The sequence below is a fragment of the Pseudoalteromonas sp. CST2 genome (assembly GCF_028599385.1).
Lineage (GTDB): Bacteria > Pseudomonadota > Gammaproteobacteria > Enterobacterales > Alteromonadaceae > Pseudoalteromonas > Pseudoalteromonas atlantica.
Genome location: NZ_JAQREO010000006.1, coordinates 203,291 through 220,213, shown reverse-complemented (window position 1 = coordinate 220,213; position 16,923 = coordinate 203,291). Strand labels below are relative to the sequence as shown.

19 protein-coding genes are annotated in these 16,923 nt (G+C 40.1%); 13 read left to right on the top strand and 6 right to left on the bottom strand.

From position 1 onward, the window contains the following. Positions 1-349: 349 nt before the first annotated feature. The 4 genes from rluB to PSH41_RS10785 all read right to left on the bottom strand — a co-directional run bounded on the left by rluB (position 350) and on the right by PSH41_RS10785 (position 3,132). A complete protein-coding gene (gene rluB, locus PSH41_RS10800; RefSeq protein ID WP_004587786.1) occupies positions 350-1,219 on the bottom strand; it encodes a 23S rRNA pseudouridine(2605) synthase RluB in 870 nt (289 codons plus the stop codon). Next, positions 1,216-1,806 (bottom strand): SMC-Scp complex subunit ScpB, encoded by a 591-nt coding sequence (gene scpB / locus PSH41_RS10795; protein WP_273589667.1) that lies wholly within the window; start codon positions 1,804-1,806, stop codon positions 1,216-1,218. Before scpB ends, rluB begins: the two co-directional genes overlap by 4 nt. Before the next feature lie 151 nt (positions 1,807-1,957). After that, positions 1,958-2,479: an EF-hand domain-containing protein gene (locus PSH41_RS10790; RefSeq protein ID WP_004587784.1), complete on the bottom strand. Its 522-nt coding sequence runs from the start codon at positions 2,477-2,479 to the stop codon at positions 1,958-1,960. A 221-nt stretch (positions 2,480-2,700) separates the two neighbouring features. Next, positions 2,701-3,132: a hypothetical protein gene (locus tag PSH41_RS10785; protein WP_004587783.1), complete on the bottom strand. Its 432-nt coding sequence runs from the start codon at positions 3,130-3,132 to the stop codon at positions 2,701-2,703. Positions 3,133-3,373: 241 nt separating this feature from the next. On the opposite strand from PSH41_RS10785, the gene xthA reads away from it, so the two are divergent. From xthA to PSH41_RS10770, 3 genes are read left to right on the top strand one after another with little or no spacing between them, the layout of a single operon-like run. Continuing rightward, positions 3,374-4,180: an exodeoxyribonuclease III gene (gene xthA, locus PSH41_RS10780; protein WP_024034029.1), complete on the top strand. Its 807-nt coding sequence runs from the start codon at positions 3,374-3,376 to the stop codon at positions 4,178-4,180. A 5-nt stretch (positions 4,181-4,185) separates the two neighbouring features. Then, complete coding sequence (locus tag PSH41_RS10775; protein ID WP_273589668.1) at positions 4,186-4,833, top strand: energy-coupling factor ABC transporter permease; 648 nt, start codon at positions 4,186-4,188, stop codon at positions 4,831-4,833. Further along, positions 4,830-5,630, top strand: coding sequence for a putative RNA methyltransferase (locus PSH41_RS10770; RefSeq protein ID WP_121637386.1), 801 nt, complete (start codon positions 4,830-4,832; stop codon positions 5,628-5,630). The genes PSH41_RS10775 and PSH41_RS10770 overlap by 4 nt, the downstream gene beginning before the upstream one ends. A 132-nt stretch (positions 5,631-5,762) precedes the next feature. Here the strand turns inward: PSH41_RS10770 and yfbV are convergent, their stop codons facing one another. Continuing rightward, a complete protein-coding gene (gene yfbV, locus PSH41_RS10765; protein WP_273589729.1) occupies positions 5,763-6,209 on the bottom strand; it encodes a terminus macrodomain insulation protein YfbV in 447 nt (148 codons plus the stop codon). A 300-nt stretch (positions 6,210-6,509) separates the two neighbouring features. Between yfbV and PSH41_RS10760 the strand changes: the two genes are divergently transcribed. From PSH41_RS10760 to PSH41_RS10730, 7 genes are all read left to right on the top strand, one after another. Beyond that, on the top strand, positions 6,510-7,724 hold the full coding sequence (locus PSH41_RS10760) for an acetate kinase (protein ID WP_273589730.1): 1,215 nt from the start codon (positions 6,510-6,512) through the stop codon (positions 7,722-7,724). Between the two features lie 2 nt (positions 7,725-7,726). Then, positions 7,727-9,886, top strand: a complete 2,160-nt coding sequence (pta, locus tag PSH41_RS10755) for a phosphate acetyltransferase (RefSeq protein ID WP_004587777.1) — start codon at positions 7,727-7,729, stop codon at positions 9,884-9,886. A gap of 226 nt (positions 9,887-10,112) precedes the next feature. After that, entirely contained in the window at positions 10,113-10,502 is a 390-nt protein-coding gene (locus PSH41_RS10750; protein WP_004587776.1) for an ACT domain-containing protein, read from the top strand. Next, entirely contained in the window at positions 10,503-11,000 is a 498-nt protein-coding gene (locus tag PSH41_RS10745) for a PTS glucose transporter subunit IIA (protein WP_273589669.1), read from the top strand. It abuts the gene before it with no gap. 4 nt (positions 11,001-11,004) lie between these two features. Continuing rightward, positions 11,005-11,349 carry an ArsC family reductase gene (locus PSH41_RS10740; protein ID WP_054982397.1) on the top strand — a complete coding sequence of 115 codons (345 nt, stop codon included), beginning with the start codon at positions 11,005-11,007 and terminating at the stop codon, positions 11,347-11,349. Beyond that, entirely contained in the window at positions 11,349-12,479 is a 1,131-nt protein-coding gene (dapE, locus tag PSH41_RS10735) for a succinyl-diaminopimelate desuccinylase (RefSeq protein ID WP_273589670.1), read from the top strand. Before PSH41_RS10740 ends, dapE begins: the two co-directional genes overlap by 1 nt. Next, positions 12,479-13,165 (top strand): M15 family metallopeptidase, encoded by a 687-nt coding sequence (locus PSH41_RS10730; RefSeq protein ID WP_273589671.1) that lies wholly within the window; start codon positions 12,479-12,481, stop codon positions 13,163-13,165. Before dapE ends, PSH41_RS10730 begins: the two co-directional genes overlap by 1 nt. Positions 13,166-13,229: 64 nt before the next feature. On the opposite strand, the gene PSH41_RS10725 is transcribed toward PSH41_RS10730, so the two are convergent. Beyond that, positions 13,230-14,102 carry a DMT family transporter gene (locus PSH41_RS10725; protein WP_138611151.1) on the bottom strand — a complete coding sequence of 291 codons (873 nt, stop codon included), beginning with the start codon at positions 14,100-14,102 and terminating at the stop codon, positions 13,230-13,232. 383 nt (positions 14,103-14,485) lie between these two features. Here PSH41_RS10725 and PSH41_RS10720 point away from each other — a divergent pair, with 383 nt between their 5' ends. The 3 genes from PSH41_RS10720 to lpoB are packed head-to-tail and all read left to right on the top strand — an operon-like array spanning position 14,486 to position 16,913. Continuing rightward, positions 14,486-15,850: a COG3014 family protein gene (locus PSH41_RS10720; RefSeq protein WP_273589672.1), complete on the top strand. Its 1,365-nt coding sequence runs from the start codon at positions 14,486-14,488 to the stop codon at positions 15,848-15,850. Between the two features lie 8 nt (positions 15,851-15,858). Next, positions 15,859-16,284, top strand: a complete 426-nt coding sequence (locus tag PSH41_RS10715) for a YcfL family protein (RefSeq protein WP_024032667.1) — start codon at positions 15,859-15,861, stop codon at positions 16,282-16,284. 11 nt (positions 16,285-16,295) lie between these two features. After that, positions 16,296-16,913, top strand: a complete 618-nt coding sequence (lpoB, locus tag PSH41_RS10710) for a penicillin-binding protein activator LpoB (RefSeq protein ID WP_024032666.1) — start codon at positions 16,296-16,298, stop codon at positions 16,911-16,913. Positions 16,914-16,923 lie beyond the last annotated feature (10 nt).

The window sequence follows — 16,923 nt, the reverse complement described above, 5'->3', positions numbered from 1 at the left end:
CTACTTGCTCAACAATAGATAATTTAAAGCCTAATGTATAATCTCGCTGAGTACGCTTAACGTCTTTAGTTTTAGTGGTTTTCATAAAATAAGTCCTAAATGTGTAAACACATTTCAGGACAAGACATTTTTAATTATAAAAAAAGCCGCATACATTGCGGCTTTTTTGTCGGTAATTTTTGGTAATTATACCAATTCGCTTAATTAAATTATCTATTTTAAGGCTAGAAAAACGTGTTGTTCGCTTGGCAAAAAATTCGCTATTTAGCTGTTCTAAATGAGCATTTTTTTACCTCGGTAGCGACACGTTTAGCCCCGCAAAATGATTAAGTATTATTACGGATTGGTATTACTTACGCTTAGTTTGCTTAACACGTTGGTTATGCTTTTTAACCGCTTTACGAATTTGGTTAATTTTAGCACGCTTGTCTTTGCGTTTTTCAGGCATAACCGACAGTTTAGTTTGTGTTTCGCGGCCTAATTTAACGGTTTTACGTAAATAGTTAACGGTTTCTAAATCAAGTTCAGCCCAGCCACCTTGGGGAAGGCGCTTATCTAGCTCTAATTTTCCATAACGAATACGAATAAGGCGCGATACTTCTACATCCTGCGATTGCCATAAGCGGCGAACTTCGCGGTTACGTCCTTCGTTTAGCGTTACATTGTACCAACGGTTAATCCCTTCACCACCCAAAGATTTAACCGTTAAAAACTTAGCCGGCCCATCTTCAAGCTCTACGCCACGCGTTAGGTTTTTAATGGTTTCATTGGTCACTTCACCAAATACACGGGCTGAATATTCACGCTCAACTTCATAACTTGGGTGCATTAAGCGGTTCGCTAGCTCACCATCATTGGTAAATAACATTAAACCTGCCGTGTTAATATCTAGTCGACCAACAGCAATCCAACGCTCACCGTCTATGCGTGGTAAACGGTCAAAAACAGTACGACGTCCTTCTGGGTCTTTACGTGTACTTAACTCCCCTTCTGGCTTGTTGTACATAATTACACGACAAATACGGTCGGCTTTTTCTTCAATTTTTACGCTGTGGCCATCAACACGTATTAAGTCTGTTTCCTCAACACGGTCACCTAATTTAGCCACTTTACCATTAACACTAACGCGGTTTGCATCAATGTATTTTTCCATTTCACGTCGTGAGCCTACCCCTGCACGGGCTAGGACTTTTTGTAACTTTTCACCTTGAATACTCATTCGGATGGTTCTCTCACAGAAGGATCACTTAATAACTGGTTTATTTTACTTTCCTGTTGCGCTGGCAATGCAGGGAGTTCATCTAGACCGGTTAACGAAAAATAATCTAAAAATAATTTTGTTGTTGCATAAAGCGCTGGTTTACCAGGTACTTCTTTATGCCCTACTACTTTAACCCACTCTCGCTCAAGGAGGGTTTTAATAATTGCTGATCCGGTTGTTACACCTCGTACTTGCTCTATTTCACCACGCGTTATTGGTTGCCTGTAGGCAATTAACGACAATGTTTCTAGTAGTGCGCGAGAGTACTTAGGTGCCCGTTCTTGCCATAAATTACTAAGCCAAGGGCTTAAACTACTACACGCTTGAAAGCGATAGCCACTGCCTACTTCAACTAGCTTGATGCCACGTGTTTGGTAGTGGGTATGTATAGCATCTATGGCAGTGCTAATTCGTGACATAGAAATAGCTAAATCAGCAAGTACAGTATCTTTTAAGTGGCGTTTGCTAACAGGTTTGTCTGCGACAAATATAGCCGCTTCAATGATCTCAATTAATTGTTCATCACTAATTCGACGACCCGCCATAATATTTTGCTTTGCCCTTTAAAATACGTAGCCATCTATTATGACAGAACATCGCAAAAGGGGGAAAATATATCTGCTTTTAAAACAAATTAAATGCACAAAAAAGCCAGCAATTAATGCTGGCTCTTATGTGTAGCGTATTTAGCTAATATTAGCTGTTTTTATAATGCTTTAGTGCATCATCTTCAGCAACGGCTTTACCGTATTTGCTAATGTAGCCTTTAAACTCACCTTTACTGATGCGTTTATCATTGTTGCCATCCATGTAACCAAAATGGTTTGAAATATCATCATCGTCAGCTTCTTCTACTGAGATGTAACCATTTTTGTCGTTATCTAAACTTCTAAAATCATTTTCGATTTTATCAAATTTAGCTATTTTAGCTTTAAATGCCGACTCACTTACTTCGCTGTCAGTCGCTACCTTACCGGTATTTAACTGCATGTAAGTGTTAAATTCTTTACGACTGATCTCGTTATCCATATTGGTATCAATATTTGAAAAGTGGCCCCAGATGCTATCGTCATCTGCTTCTACTTTTGAAATATAACCATCACTGTCGTTATCTAAACTTGCAAAATCGCTATCGATTTTTTCAAGGCCTTGGTTTGAGGCACAAGCGGCTAAACTTAAAGAAGCTAAAATAGTTGTTGCGAGTGTTAACTTTTTCATAAGACGTATCCTTGTAGTTAGTAAATGTCACTTTAACTAATACAAGTCCAATGCCAAAGTGCACAAGCCGCCAACAATCAATAAGTTACGTGTATTTAGCTTGTTTTATATAAATTAATCAATTACTTAGCTTTGCAATGATTGCTGCATACCTTGTAATTTTTGCAAAAAAATACCCAGTACAAACTGGGCATTATTTTAATCTACATGTTACCGCGCAATTAGATTGCTGCGTTTTGGTAACGCTTTACAAATTCAGTTACGTTTTGTCCGTTACACTTTAACGAGTTTAAGTTACCAATTTTTTGGCGAACAGGCGCAAGGCCTTGCTTTAACGCTGTGATACATAACTGTGTTTCTTGGTGTGCATCTTTTGCAAACACTTCAACTTTTGATTCAGCAGCTTGGTTAGACGTTACTTTTTTAGCAATGTCGCGAATATCTTGACCATTACATAAAACACTTTTAGAAAAACGCGATAAGTATACACCGTGTTGTGCTGCTTCTTTACGCGCTGCGCTAAAGCCTTCATTTGCACTTAATACACATAATTTAGATTCAAGTTTATTATCTTGGCTAAAGTAAGTGTTGCTTTTTGCTGATACAGACGCAGAGGCTAATAAAGCAGTAGCTAAAAGTAATTGTGTTTTCATGAGAGAGATCCTATTTGAACGACTAAACAAGTAATTTTTGCGCATTATATATTCAATAATCACGAGATCAATTGAATTTTTTATTTATTTAAATAATTAATAAAGCATTTACAATGTTTAAACTTTACGCACCAATTGATCAACATTTGCGCAGCTATTTTCTCATTTCGATCATGTTATGTAGGCTTATTTACTGATACAATTTAGTTATAAAAACAGAGTCTAATTAAAGGTAAATTTTATGAAGGTTATTTCTTTCAATATCAATGGTCTGCGAGCTCGCTTACACCAGTTACAAGCAATTATAGATAAACACCAGCCAGACATTATTGGTTTGCAAGAAATTAAAGTTCATGATGAGGCGTTCCCTCTCGAGGACGTACAAAAAATGGGTTACCACGTTTATTTTCATGGTCAAAAAGCGCACTACGGTGTGGCAATGTTATGCAAAAATGAGCCTAAATCGGTCTTAAAAGGTTTTGCCAGCGACACTGAAGAAGCACAAAAACGCATGATAAGTGTGACAGTTGAGCAAGAAAATGGCCGCGACCTAACAGTAATGAATGGTTATTTCCCACAAGGCGATAATATAAATCACGAAATAAAATTCCCTTATAAGCGCCAGTTTTACAAAGATTTAATGACCCATTTAGAAACAAACCACACGCCCGATGAAGATGTTATAGTTATGGGCGATATCAATATTTCGCCTACCGATTTAGATATTGGTATTGGTGAAGTAAACGCTAAACGCTGGCTTAAAACAGGTAAATGCTCGTTTCAACCAGAGGAGCGCGAATGGCTTGCTAAATTATTAAATTGGGGCTTTAAAGATACCTTCAGAGAGCAAAACCCTGATACAAGCGACAAATACTCGTGGTTTGATTATCGCTCTAAAGGGTTTGTGGATAATCGTGGCCTACGCATTGATGTTGTACTTGCTACCCATGCCCTTGCCGAGCGCTGTATTGATACCGGTATAGATTACGAATTACGCGGTATAGAAAAGCCCTCTGACCATGCCCCTATTTGGTCAACCTTTAAATAATTGCTATGTTAACGCTTAAAATGCAAGGGCTACTTTGGGCCCTTGTTTTAATTATTACCTTTATAAGCGTAGAAAAAAATACCTATAAAGCACTTTATAAAACGCCTGCACGGCAAATAGGGGTACTTGCGTGTGCGTTAGTATTTGCCATGTTATGGCAAATTAAAGCGGGTATTTTAAGCGGCCTTGATTTACACATTTTAGGTGTAACTGCCGCAACGCTAATTTTAGGGTGGCGCCTTGCTATTTTAAGTAGCCTGCTAGCCAGTGTCCTATTGGCGGCTTTTGCAAACATTGATCTTAATCTTTTGCCCATGCAAATACTATTTGGTGCATTTATTCCTACATTATTAAGCTACCTTGGCTTTATAATGAGTTATCAGTATTTACCGCGTCACTTTTTTGTTTATATTTTTGTGTGCTCTTTTATATTGGCAGGCTTTATTGCATGTCTAAAAATAAGCTTAGGGGCTTTGTTTTATTTGCTTATAGGGCAATATAATTGGCAAGAATTGGCAGATAATTACGTATACCTAAGTGCTATCATTTGGTTTCCTGAGGCAATGCTTAACGGTATGGCCATTACGCTTTTGATCACTTATCGGCCACACTGGGTCAAAACTTTTTATGATAAGGACTACCTAGACTCATGAGTCTGCAATACCAATGCCCTTTATGTAACCACGCACTTTTAAAACATAATTCATCACTTCGATGTGACAATAATCACACCTTCGACTTTGCCAAAGAAGGCTATGTAAATTTATTACCGGTGCAACACAAAAACTCAAAGCAACCGGGTGATTCGCTCGAAATGGTACAAGCAAGGCGTGCTTTTTTAGAGCAAGGCTTTTACGCATTTTTACAGCGCGCATTAAGTAATATGATTAGTGAGCGTAAACCAAGCGTACTAATAGATTTAGGCTGCGGCGAAGGATTTTATACTCATGCCATTGCCGATAAAATAGAGGCGCAGGTATACGGCGTCGATATTTCTAAATCAGCCGTAAAATATGCAGCAAAGCGATACCCACAATGTCATTTTAGCGTTGCATCAATTAGCCAAGCGCCTTTTAAGTCAGGCACTGCTGACGTATTGCTGAGTGTTTTTGCGCCTTTGTTTGAGCAAGAGCTGGCGCGTTTAGCAGCGCCAAATGCCACATTAGTAGTTGCAAGCCCTGGGCCGTGGCATTTAAAAGAGCTTAAAGAATATATTTATGCAGATGTAGCAAAACACACTGAAATTGACACGCCAAGCGGCTTTATAAAAGCAGATCAAAAGCTCATTACAGAGCAGGTTACGCTTAATTTTTCAGATATTAAAAATTTAATAATGATGACACCATTTGCGTGGAAATTTAGACCTGAACATTGGCAAACTCTTGAAGAAAAAGGCGCCCAAAGCGTCACCCTATCGTTTTACATTACTGAGTTTAGTAAAGCCGATTGATGTTTTAATAACAAGTGTTAGTGAGGAAATTACTGATAGGGTAAATTGAGTTAGCTCATATGCCAGAGGGAGTGTTATAAATAAATGGAGCAAAGCGTGCGCTCTGCTCATACACTTATAATTAAATGCGCTCTAAAATTGCTCTTTAGTAAACGCTTTATCCATTTTATCAAACATGTCTTTTAATAAGTGTGCAAGCTCCATATAACGGGGCTTGCTTTCGCTTATTTGGGCTTGATAGCCATTTGCCACCATTTTGGTATATAACTCGTTGTACCATTTTTGCATGCTCGGTTCTAATGGTGTTTCGGCTCGCTTACCTAACCAAAACAAGCCTTGCAACGGCAACGATAAAAAAAACAATGCACTGGCAATCGCTTGCGGTAAAAAATCGGGGCCTAAATAGTTAAGCTGAAAAAATAACGTAAGCATGGCTAATATTGGCATTACAGTAATTGCCAGCTCGGTTGCCTTAATTACTTTAAATTCGTTAAACAACGGTGCTAACTCTTTACGCATAGGCCATTTTTTTGCATATGCCCTACCCGTTTGTAATTGTGACATCACACTTTTTTGCATCATGACTCCTCACATCTAAACTTTTAAACCCGTAGCGCCTGCTTGCCACTGCCTGTAAGTGTAACACAAATAAATAGCTTCACACTTTAACAGTAAAAGTTATTGTTTTTGTATATATAAGCAACTAAACACTAAACTAAATTTATTAACTGGGTTAAAATACGCATCTTATAAATTAGACTTTAGTCGCTTTTTTATCACCTATATGGTGGCTAAGTTTACCTTTAATTTGCACCTTAAGTGTATTGTTCATATCTTAACGTACACTTACTAAATTTATTGTTTATGGAAACTGTATCTATGCCAACTACGCCCTCTAAATCACAACACGTTTTAGTATTAAACTGTGGTAGTTCGAGTTTAAAATTTGCCATTATTGATGCTGATAACGGGCATGAAATTATTTCTGGCTTAGCTGAACGCCTAGGTTCAGAAAATCCATCTATTAAATATAAATACCAAGGTGATAAAACCGTTATCACCTTAGCTGCTAATCAAGCGCATGGTGAAGCTATTAATACGCTTGTGAGCCTAATTAAAGATCACCACTTAGATGAGCATTTAATTGCCGTAGGCCATCGTGTTGTACACGGTGGTGAGCACTTTACTCAATCTGCATTAGTAGATGAAAAAGTCATTGCGGGTATTTCAGATGCTTCAAGCCTTGCCCCTTTACATGGCCATGCAAACTTACTGGGTATTTCATCAGCGCAGGCTTCGTTTGCTGGTTTGCCACAGGTTGCTGTTTTTGACACTGCATTTCATCAAACCATGGATAAAGTAGCCTACTTATATGCACTCCCTTACAAGCTATACACAGAGCACGGTGTTCGCCGTTACGGTATGCACGGCACAAGCCACTATTATGTAGCAGGCCAAACCGCTAAATTAATTAATAAGCCTGTTGAGCAAAGCAATTTTATTAGTGCGCATTTAGGTAATGGTTGTTCTGTGTGTGCAATTAAAGGCGGTAAAAGTGTAGATACTAGCATGGGCTTAACCCCGCTTGCAGGGTTAGTAATGGGCACCCGCAGTGGTGATATCGACCCTGGTTTATTTAACTTTTTAACAACACAACTTAATTATGATGCAAAACAAATCGACAACTTACTTAATAAAGAAAGTGGTTTGTTAGGTATTAGTGAACTGTCTAACGACTGCAGAACCATAGAAGAAGCTGCTGTAGCTGGCCATGAAAAAGCCGCCCTTGCACTTGACATTTTTTGCTACCGCCTTGCTAAACAAATTGCCGCCTACATAGTGCCATTACAGCAGTTAGATGCGCTTATTTTTACCGGTGGTATAGGCGAAAACTCAGATATTATCCGCGAAAAAGTGATCACACAACTGGCGTTTTTAGGCTTAGATTGCGATAAAAAAGCCAACTTAGATGCGCGATTTGGTAATGAAGGCATTATTAGCTCTGACAACGCGATCACTAAAGCGGTTGTAATGCCAACTAATGAAGAATGGGTAATAGCCCTTGATGCCGCTAACATTGTGAAGGAGCTTTAATTATGGCACGTCGTATTATGTTAATTCCGGTTTCTACGGGTGTTGGTTTAACATCTGTTTCTGTCGGGTTAGTGCGTGCGCTTGAGCAAAAAACCGTGAAAGTTAACTTTTTCAAGCCAATTGCCCAGCCACGTACGGGTGAAACAGGCCCTGAAAAGTCAACTCAAATTATTATGCAAGGCTCATCAATTACCCCACCAACTCCCTTTGCATTAAGCTATGCAGAGCAAATGATTGGCGATGGTAAGGGCGATGATTTACTTGAAGAAATAGTAGAGCGCTTTGAAAGTAAAATTAACGATGACGAAGTGGCTATTATTGAAGGTATGGTGCCTACTCGCCGCCAACCTTATGCAGGGCGTGTAAACCGCGAAATAGCCCAAACTCTGGGTGCCGATATTGTATTTGTATTAACCCCTGGTAATTACACCATTACGCAAATTGAAGACCGTTTAGAAATTGCTGCTGGGTATTATGGTGGCATTGATCACCCGCGGGTTTTAGGCTGTATTTTTAACAAAGTGAATGCCCCGCTTGATGAAGAAGGCCGCGCCCGCGCTGATTTGGTCGATTCATACAAAGCAGAAGAGCTCGATAACGAATTAAACCGTTTAGCTTCTTTACCTATTTTTAGAAAAAACCCATTTATGCTGTTAGGCGCCATCCCGTGGGACTTTGATTTAGTTGCGCCGCGCGTTAAAGATTTAAGCGCGTATTTAAAAGCCACCATAATTAACGAAGGCGACATGCTACACCGTCGCTTACGCCGTATTACATTTTGTGCGCGTACTGTATCAAACATTTTGAACCACTTTACACCGGGCGCATTATTAGTCACCCCCGGCGATCGTTCAGATATTTTGGTCGCTGCGTGTTTGTCGGCCATGAACGGCACTAAAATTGGTGCTATTTTACTTACCGGTGGCTTTGAACCAGAGCCGCGTATAATGGCGCTGTGTGAACAAGCAATGCAAACAGGCTTGCCTATTTTAGCCACAGAGGCCGATACTTGGCGTACATCATTACTACTGCATAATTTTAATATGGAAGTACCAAGCGATGATGACCAACGTATTGAAAAAGTAAAAGATCACAACGCAGAATATATCGATTCTGATTGGCTCGATACGCTTGCAAAAAATGTTGGCAAAACACGTAAGCTCTCTCCTCCTGCGTTTCGTTATTTACTTACTGATAAAGCCCGTAAAGCGGCTAAAACAGTGGTGCTTCCTGAAGGAAATGAGCCGCGTACTATTAAAGCCGCGGCTATTTGTGGACAACGTGGTATTGCCAAAACAGTATTACTTGGCGATCGCGATGAAATAATGCGTATTGCCGAGCAACAAGGTATTGAGCTTAACGAACATGTAAGTATTGTTGAGCCAAAATCGGTGATTAACGACTATGTTGCACCTATGGTCGAAATTCGTAAAAGCAAAGGCTTAACAGAAGTCGTAGCACAAGAGCAATTACAAGATAATGTTGTACTGGGCACTATGATGCTTGAGCAAGGTAAAGTCGATGGCTTAGTATCTGGCGCTGTTAACACAACAGCTAATACAATTCGCCCACCGCTGCAGTTAATTAAAACCGCTCCAGGGTCATCACTTGTATCGTCTGTGTTTTTTATGCTGCTGCCCGACCAAGTACTGGTATACGGCGACTGTGCAATTAACCCTGACCCTAATGCAGAACAATTAGCAGATATCGCTATTCAGTCAGCCGATTCTGCAGCTGCGTTTGGCATAGAGCCACGTGTTGCCATGATAAGCTACAGCACAGGTACTTCTGGCTCTGGCGCCGATGTTGAAAAAGTGCGTGAAGCCACGCAAATTGCTCAACAAAAACGTCCTGATTTAATTATTGATGGGCCATTGCAATACGACGCTGCGATTATGGAAAATGTTGCTCTTAAAAAAGCACCAAATAGCCCAGTAGCCGGTAAAGCTACGGTATTTATTTTCCCAGACCTTAATACCGGTAACACAACCTACAAAGCCGTACAACGTAGTGCCGATCTAATCAGCATAGGGCCTATGTTACAAGGTATGCGAAAGCCCGTTAACGATTTAAGCCGTGGCGCATTAGTCGATGACATAGTGTACACCATTGCACTTACAGCTATTCAAGCAGCTCAAGTTGAAGCGCTCGAAAACGCCTAAATTAAACTAGTGCTTTTTATAGCCTAGCTAATATTTACTTATTAATTAGTTAGTTAGGCTATTTATACCTACCAATTCCCATACTTATCCACAGAAATTGTGGGTAAGTTTTAAATCCTTATTACCCACAGCCACACAGCCTTTATTTTAGTGGCTGTTACACCTTTAATTTATAGCCAATAATCTATACTATTAACTGACTCTATACGCTGTTTGCAGGTTATTAATGTCAAAACAAACATTACAATTACACAGCACGCTGTTGTCAATTCATAGTTTAGAAGTGGATGCAGACATTCCTGTAGCGCTATTAAAATTACCCCTATTTTTTATTTCTAAAACTCACGATGAGCTTTCTATTGTTTGCCCTAGTCATTTTGCTATTGAGTGTTTAGATACAGAGCCTGATTGGCAAGCACTTGAAGTAGTTGGCCCGTTGGGGTTTTCTTTAACGGGGATTATGGCCAATATATCTGGCGTGCTTGCAAAGGCTAATATTTCTATTTTTTCTATCTCAACCTACGACACAGATTATATTTTGGTAAAAAAACACACTGCGCAGCAAGCCATCACTGCACTTAAAAACGATGGCTACAATTTAGTAGTAGATCAATAAATGAGAGCAGCCTCTATCGAGTTTTTAGCGCAAAATAAGCTCCCCGCCAGCGCATTAAAAATTACCAGCCCCTTTAGCGGCAAAGTCATTGATTTGAACCTGCACCCTGAGCCCTTTTTTAAATTTTCTACCCTTGGGCCAACTATGTTGGTTGCACTAAGTAATCATAAAATTTTAGCGCCCTTTGATGGCACTCTAGTGCAGGTTAAAAATGCAGGATGTGAATTTATTCTCCAAGCAAATAACGGTTTAAAGGTTCTCATTAACTTGTCACTACCGGCGCTGCAGCCTATTACACACACACATATTGCACAGCTAAATGGCAGCAAAATAAGTAAAGGGCAGCGCTTAGCTTACTTTGATTTACGCGAACTTAAATCGCCCTTACTGGCCAGCTTGGTGCTATTAAATGGCCATAATTTAGGCACTTTTCATTATTCACACACGCAAGTAAATGCGGGTGTAGACCCCCTTTTAACTATTATTAAGAAGAACTAAACCTATGATCACTCTTTACGGCATTAGTAATTGCGACACCATTAAAAAAGCCAAAAAATACCTCGCCGACAACAACATAGATTTTACCTTTCACGATTACCGAAAAGACGGTGTAAACGAGCAGCTTGTAAGCGAATTTGCTGAGCATATTGACTGGGAACAATTAGTTAATAAGCGTGGCACAACCTATCGCGCACTCTGTGATGAGCAAAAGCAAAACCTAAGCAAAGACACTGCTATAACATTACTTGTAGAGCAACCAGCTATGATCAAGCGCCCAGTGCTTGTTAATAACAACAGCTACCACTTAGGCTTTAAAGCTGCGCAATACGATGAGATATTTAAATAATGACACATGAAGTACTTGCACTTGCACAAGCGCTTATTCAGCGCGAGTCGGTAACCCCTGAAGATGCGGGTTGCCAATCAATGATGAACGAGCGTTTAAAAGCCCTAGGCTTTAATATCGAGTCGTTGTTTTTTACCGATACACTCAATACATGGGCCCGAAAAGGAAACGAGTCGCCACACTTTTGTTTTGCAGGCCATACCGATGTTGTCCCTACAGGCCCTGCACAAAACTGGCAGCACCCGCCATTTTCAGGCTTAATTGAAGATGGTTTGCTGCATGGCCGAGGCGCAGCTGATATGAAGGGCTCTCTGGCAGCAATGCTTGTTGCTACTGAGCGTTTTGTGGCTAAAAATCCTGCTCACAAAGGCTCTATCTCATTTTTAATTACCTCTGATGAAGAAGGCCCCTTTATCAACGGTACAACCAAAGTAATAGATACGCTTGAAGCACGCGGCGAAAAAATTGATATGTGCTTAGTGGGTGAGCCTTCATCGCGAGATGTACTCGGTGATGTAGTAAAAAATGGCCGTCGCGGCTCCCTTACTGGCTTTTTAAAAGTAAAAGGTGTGCAAGGCCATGTAGCCTACCCCCACTTAGCACAAAACCCAATTCATTTGGCTGCCCCCGCCATTACTGAACTTAGCCAAACAGTGTGGGACAACGGCAATGAATTTTTCCCCGCAACCAGCTTCCAGGTATCAAATATAAATGGTGGCACGGGAGCCGGTAATGTCATACCGGGCGAGCTTGAGGTGCAATTTAATTTTAGATTTAGTACCGAAGTAACTCATCAGCAACTGCAAGAACGGGTTAATGCTATTTTACAAACGCATGACTTAAACTACGAATTAAGCTGGATAGTAAACGGCTTGCCGTTTATAACCGAGCATGGCCCGTTAGTTGATGCCACCGTTAATTCGATTAAATCTGTCACGGGCTTAACCACTAACCTCGAAACCACCGGGGGTACGTCAGATGGGCGCTTTATAGCGCAAACAGGCGCAAAAGTGATTGAACTAGGCCCGCGCAACGCCACTATTCATAAAGTAGATGAATGTGTAAGCACCGATGATTTAATCGCTTTAGCTGATATTTACGAGCAAATTTTAGAGCAATTGTTAACCTAATGGCACTCGATACCAATACATTAGCAATGTGTATCACTGGACAAAGTGATACACACCTCACTGAGATTCAATCGCATCGGTTACATACTGATATTATTGATGACTTTTTAGCCCTGCAAAATGGCGCTAAAAATGCTGGTTTTGAGCTGACTATTGCCTCAAGTTTTCGCGATTTTAATCGTCAAGCTATGATTTGGAATAACAAGTTTTTAGGTATACGCCCAGTTTTTAATAAACAGCAACAGATAGTGGATTTAAGCCAACTAAATGAGCTGGAAAAATGCACGGCAATTATGCTCTACTCTGCCATGCCAGGTGCTAGTCGGCATCATTTAGGAACCGACCTTGATGTGTATGATACTGCTGCAATTAGCGATGAATATAAGCTGCAACTTACCCCTGATGAATACCAACATGGGGGGCCATTTGCGCCACTCAGCCAGTGGCTTGATAAAAATCTAGCTAAATATGGTTTTTATCGCCCCTACAAACAGGATCTAGGCGGCGTAGCACCTGAACTTTGGCATATTAGCCATATTAAGCAATCTCAGCGGTTAGTAAACGCATTGAGCGAAGCGATGCTTTACGAATGTATAAGCAACAGCGATTTAGAGGGTAAGTCAGCTATTTTAGATAATTTACCCGCGCTATATAAACGTTTTATAACAAATGTAAGCCCGCCTTAATAGCGGGCTTTTATTCACTTTAAAAGGCATCAGTACTGATAAAACGTGGCAACTTTTATTGGCATTACCGCGCTGTATGCTTATTTAATATAAACACCAATACCGAGCCAAGTATTAGTGAGCTTGCAATAATAAACTCCACTGTTACCTGCTCAGATAAAAACAACATACCTGCAATAGCAGCTAGTACAGGCACACATAACTGTACAACCGCCGCTTGCGTGCTTTTTAGTAGCGGCATGGCCACATACCAAATACTGTAACCAATGCCTGATGCAATGGCGCCCGAGGCGCACGCTAGTAACACCCCTTGCATACTTACTGTTTTTAAATAGCCTATTGCTACAAGTAATAAAACAGGAATAGCCACTAAGCTTCTTATAAAGTTAAAGGCGGTGGTCCGCAGCGGCGATACACACGCTTTACCACGTATACTGTAAACGCCCCATGCAACACCACTTAACGCCATAAGCGATGCCCCTAACAAAGAAGGCACAGCGGCAGAGGGCAACATTAAATACACAAATCCAGCTAACGCGACAAAAAAAGCCCCCCACTGCAATTTACTCAGCTGCTCTTTTTTATATATGCCCCAACCAATCATGGTAAGTTGTACCGCCGAAAATAAAATAAGCGCACCGGTGCCTGTATCTAGCTCTATATAAGCAATAGAAAAACAAAGTGCATATACCAATAAACTAATACTGCTTCGCCAACTTCCGGTATCACTTAAAATAGCGTCATTAAGCGCGCCCTTACGCTTAAGGTTATACGTATATATAGCCATAATTAAGCCTAAACACACGGCACCACTTACGAGCCTGATAATTGTAAAATTCCACGCATCAATATAACCTTGCGCTAACGCCATACGACAAAGTAAAGAATTTGCCGCAAAGGCTATTAATGCAACGAGGGTGTATAAAGTGGCTTTCAAAATCGCTCCTTAACTAAAACCTTATAATGAGATGCTTTAAATTGACTTGCTCAGCCAGCGCTGTATTTAAACAGCTGAGCCATTTAGCTGTAAAGCGGCATTGTTGTAATTACTTTAACTTTATTCGCAGCATTATAACTTTATATACTGCTAAATTGCTGTAATTACGCGTCTACCCTCTGGTATTCACAAGCTATTCATGATGATTTGCCTACCTTAAATACACGTAATTTAACTAACTCGCGCAGACCTTAGGGAGAATAGTTTTTAAATCCTCACAGGTCTATATGCCCTAAAGTAGGCTACGCTTTTTTACACTATTTCACACAAATCCAAAACCAGAGTATGTTAATCTTTAAAACCTAACTATATAGGAGTGCTCAGTGCGCCAAAGTATAATTTTAAGTGTTTGTTTTATATTAAGTGGATGCAGCACCATAGGCTTTAATGATTTATTTAACGACTATGCAAGCCAAATGACGTCTGTAAGAAACGCAATTCAAAATAACAATATTGAACAGGCTCAATCACTTATTACCAACAATAGTAAGTTACACAGTAGCTATTTACTTAACCAATTAGAGCAAGCCCGTTTAAAAGACCTTGCTAACGAGCAAAGTCTTTCACAACAACAATTTGAAAACGTATACGCCCAGGTACAAACAAAACGAGAAGCAGCAAAAATTCAATTAAGTGCAGGGCTTGAACAAAGTAACGCCTTATTTACTAACGACTCTGCCATTACCTATGTACCACCGGCATATGAAATGAGCATGCTACATAGCTACAAAGCACTTAATTATGTATACAACAGTGATTTAGAAGGCGCCTTGGTTGAAATACGTCGCGCTAACAAAGTACAAGTCGATGCGCTTGCTGATAATCAAACACAAATAAACGACACAATAGAGCAAGCACAACAGCATTACCCAAGTATGAGTAATGTGACACGCGGTATTAAAAATGGTTTTCAAAATGCCTTTACGTTTTATTTATCTGCGCTGTTGTACCAAAGTGATAAACAATACGATGATGCCTACATTGATTATAAAAAAGCATTAGAGATTCAACCTGACAATCACTACTTACAGCAAGATGTAATGCGATTAGCTAAAAAGCAAGGTTTTAACCAAGATTTAGAAGAGTTTGAGCGCCGCTTTAGCCCATTAAAGCCCCTTCGTGCTAATCACGGTGAAGTGGTTATATTGGTTGAACAAGGCTTAGTGCCTAAACAAGATGAATTTAAATTACGCTTGCCTATTTATACCTCCGGTGGCGATGCGCGTTTTTACAGTTTAGCAATGCCGGTTTATAAAGATAATGCGTTTATAGCTAATATTAATGGCGTAAATATAGGTTCGCAAAATTTAGAGCTCAACCCATTAGTGCATATAGAAGCATTAGCGGCTAAAACATTAGAGCAACAAATACCGGCTCGCGTATCTAGGCAAGTATTACGCTTAGTAGCCAAAGAAAAAGTGCGCGCAGAGCTTGCACGTAGCACAGGCGATGTAGGCAATATCATTGCTAATATTTATAATTTGGCGTCTGAGCAGGCCGATACACGCAGCTGGCTTACTTTACCTAATCAAATAAGCATGGCTCGTAGCAGTTTAAATGCAGGGTCGCATACACTTTTAATAGGCAATCATGCGCCTATTAATTTTACCGTTAGTAAGCAAGGGTTAACCTTAATTTACCTAACCTCTATTAATAACTATTTTAACTACCATGTGGTTCAACTTTAGGAGTCATCATGAAATATACTTTGCCATTAGTGGCTGCATTAATGCTTGGGGCATGTGCAAGCCAACCTGATACATCAGGCATTTCGGTTGAGCAAAGCAAAAATACATTTAACGAGCAGTTACATGTTGATAATCCTGCTCTAGGTGAAAAGCTTGCCATTACCGATGTTAAAACACGCCAAACAAACCAGTTAACCGACGTGGTAGTAACACTAAGCAGCCAATATAAAAAGTCGCAGTATTTGCAGTATCAGTTTAATTGGTACGACAAAGACGGGTTTGTAATTAAAGGAAACCACTCACCTTGGCAAGCCTTAACACTGTTTGGTTTTTCTAAAACACAATTACCCGGCTTAGCGCCAACACCGGATGCGGTTACATTTTCGCTCGCTGTAAGAGAAGTGTCTACCGACGCACAAGAATTTAAAGAATAAGGGTTATAAAAATGATCACTACACAATTTAAAACGTTATCGAGTTATGCAGTTATTGGCCTCAGCGCACTCATTTTAAGCGGTTGTGCCAATAAAGCCGTAGTTAGTTATGGCGACGCGCAAGCAGTAGAAACCACCGATATAAACTTTGGCTCTACCGATTTACAAAAAGTAGCCAGCCAAATGACCGACTCACTACTTAGCTCGCCGGTTATTGGTACAATGACCCAAAACAAACGCCCTGTGGTATTTGTTGAGCGCATTAAAAATAAAACCAGTGAACACATAGACACTGAATCTATTACCGACTCAATCTCTACGCAACTGTTGCGCAGCGGTAAGTTTCGTTTTGTTGACATGACCCGTGTTGAATCAGTACGTGAGCAGCTTAACTTTCAAAACGAAGATGCCCTTGTAAATCCAGCCACCGCAGTTGCCTTTGGTAAACAAATTGGTGCGCAATACATGTTGTACGGCAACTTATCGAGCATTGTTAAATCAAATGCTGATAAATCAGATGTGTATTACAAATTTACAATGCGCTTAATGGATATGCAAAGCGGTCTAGTCGAGTGGGCAGACGAAACTGAAATTCGTAAAACGAAAGAAAAATCGACATTTGGTTGGTAATAGTACCAAT

Bases quoted from the DNA above. Each gene is read 5' to 3' on its own strand.
- rluB (WP_004587786.1), bottom strand. From the start codon at position 1,219: ATGAGTATTCAAGGTGAAAAGTTACAAAAAGTCCTAGCCCGTGCAGGG.
- scpB (WP_273589667.1), bottom strand. From the start codon at position 1,806: ATGGCGGGTCGTCGAATTAGTGATGAACAATTAATTGAGATCATTGAA.
- PSH41_RS10790 (WP_004587784.1), bottom strand. From the start codon at position 2,479: ATGAAAAAGTTAACACTCGCAACAACTATTTTAGCTTCTTTAAGTTTA.
- PSH41_RS10785 (WP_004587783.1), bottom strand. From the start codon at position 3,132: ATGAAAACACAATTACTTTTAGCTACTGCTTTATTAGCCTCTGCGTCT.
- xthA (WP_024034029.1), top strand. From the start codon at position 3,374: ATGAAGGTTATTTCTTTCAATATCAATGGTCTGCGAGCTCGCTTACAC.
- PSH41_RS10775 (WP_273589668.1), top strand. From the start codon at position 4,186: ATGTTAACGCTTAAAATGCAAGGGCTACTTTGGGCCCTTGTTTTAATT.
- PSH41_RS10770 (WP_121637386.1), top strand. From the start codon at position 4,830: ATGAGTCTGCAATACCAATGCCCTTTATGTAACCACGCACTTTTAAAA.
- yfbV (WP_273589729.1), bottom strand. From the start codon at position 6,209: ATGCAAAAAAGTGTGATGTCACAATTACAAACGGGTAGGGCATATGCA.
- PSH41_RS10760 (WP_273589730.1), top strand. From the start codon at position 6,510: ATGCCAACTACGCCCTCTAAATCACAACACGTTTTAGTATTAAACTGT.
- pta (WP_004587777.1), top strand. From the start codon at position 7,727: ATGGCACGTCGTATTATGTTAATTCCGGTTTCTACGGGTGTTGGTTTA.
- PSH41_RS10750 (WP_004587776.1), top strand. From the start codon at position 10,113: ATGTCAAAACAAACATTACAATTACACAGCACGCTGTTGTCAATTCAT.
- PSH41_RS10745 (WP_273589669.1), top strand. From the start codon at position 10,503: ATGAGAGCAGCCTCTATCGAGTTTTTAGCGCAAAATAAGCTCCCCGCC.
- PSH41_RS10740 (WP_054982397.1), top strand. From the start codon at position 11,005: ATGATCACTCTTTACGGCATTAGTAATTGCGACACCATTAAAAAAGCC.
- dapE (WP_273589670.1), top strand. From the start codon at position 11,349: ATGACACATGAAGTACTTGCACTTGCACAAGCGCTTATTCAGCGCGAG.
- PSH41_RS10730 (WP_273589671.1), top strand. From the start codon at position 12,479: ATGGCACTCGATACCAATACATTAGCAATGTGTATCACTGGACAAAGT.
- PSH41_RS10715 (WP_024032667.1), top strand. From the start codon at position 15,859: ATGAAATATACTTTGCCATTAGTGGCTGCATTAATGCTTGGGGCATGT.
- lpoB (WP_024032666.1), top strand. From the start codon at position 16,296: ATGATCACTACACAATTTAAAACGTTATCGAGTTATGCAGTTATTGGC.